Source organism: Anaerococcus sp. NML200574 (assembly GCF_026131665.1).
Taxonomy (GTDB): Bacteria; Bacillota; Clostridia; order Tissierellales; family Peptoniphilaceae; genus Anaerococcus; species Anaerococcus kampingae.
In genome coordinates, this window is sequence record NZ_JAMXSM010000065.1 from 1 (window position 1) to 1,475 (window position 1,475).

General features: G+C 32.1%; 1 protein-coding gene. It reads left to right on the forward strand.

What is annotated here, in order from left to right; all coding sequences use genetic code 11:
- Positions 1–72 precede the first annotated feature (72 nt).
- A complete protein-coding gene (locus NH286_RS10615; protein ID WP_265238782.1) occupies positions 73–1,287 on the forward strand; it encodes an IS256 family transposase in 1,215 nt (404 codons plus the stop codon).
- The last annotated feature ends 188 nt before the right edge of the window (positions 1,288–1,475 follow it).

A 1,475-nucleotide genomic window follows, 5' to 3' on the forward strand; every position in this document is an offset into this window, starting at 1 on the left:
GAGACTGTGTAAAATTTTGTGTATAGAGACCTCCTGATTAGGGTAAGAAAAAACTAATCAGGAGGATTTTTAATGCCAAGAAAAAGAACAGAAACAAAAAGAAGCAAAATAGCAAAAATGTTAATTGAAGAATATCAGCCTCAAAGTGCACAAGATATTCAAGAAGTACTAAAAGACCTTCTAGGCGATACAATGGAAGAACTTTTAAAAGCAGAATTAGATGAGCATTTAGATTATGAATATGGTGAAAAACCTTTATCATTAAACACTAGAAATGGCACGAGCAAGAAAACAGTTAGATCATCATATGGCAATATAGATTTAAACATTCCAAGAGATAGAGAAGGAACCTTTGAGCCACAAGCATTAAGAAAATACGAAAAAGACATATCAAACATAGAAAATCAGATAATATCAATGTATGGAAAAGGAATGACAACAAGAGACATATCAAGTCATATAAAAGATATCTATGGTTTTGGCATATCAGAAACAATGGTAAGTAAAATAACCAACAAAATACTACCAACCATAGAAGAGTGGCAAAATAGACCCCTAGAAAAAATCTATCCTATGGTCTTTTTAGACGCCATACACTATCACGTAAGAGAAAACAACATAGTAGTCAAAAAAGCGGTATACATTGCCCTAGGCTACAATCTAGAAGGCTTTAAAGAAATACTAGGCATGTGGGTAGGAGAAAATGAATCAAGCAAATACTGGCTCTTAGTATTAAATCAGCTAAAAGAAAGAGGGCTAGAAGATGTACTAATATTCTCAACAGACAACCTACCTGGATTTAGCCAAGCAATAGAAGCAGTATATCCAAAAGCAGAAATTCAAAAATGTATAATTCACCAAATAAGAAATTCAACAAAATATGTATCATATAGAGACATCAAAGAACTAATGAAAGACCTAAAAGCAGTATACAAAGCACCAACAGAAGACTTAGCCTTAACGAATCTAGGAATCTTTGAAGAAAAATGGGGGAAAAAATACCCAATGTGTGTAAACTCTTGGAAAAACAACTGGACAGAACTATCCACATATTTTAAATATCCAGAAGGAATAAGAAAATTAATATATACAACAAATGCCATGGAAAACTTCAATAGGCAACTAAGAAAAGTCACTAAAAACAAAACCATATTTCCAAATGACTACGCACTCCAAAAAAGCTTGTATCTAGCAATGGTAGATGCTTCAAGCAAATGGACAAGTAGAATACGTGGCTGGGATCAAATATTATCCCAATTATCAATATTTTTTGAAGGGAGGTTTTAAATTAGCTAAAAATTTAGTATGAAATCAGCTGTAAATTTTCATGAAAATTTGACAGTTTATTAAAGTTGTGTAAAATTAAGAAAAGCTCCATTCCTATAGGAATGGACAAACATTGATACATAAAAAATGTATCAACCCTTACCCTAATGTCAGGATTTAGGTTGATACACAAAATTATTTACAGACCC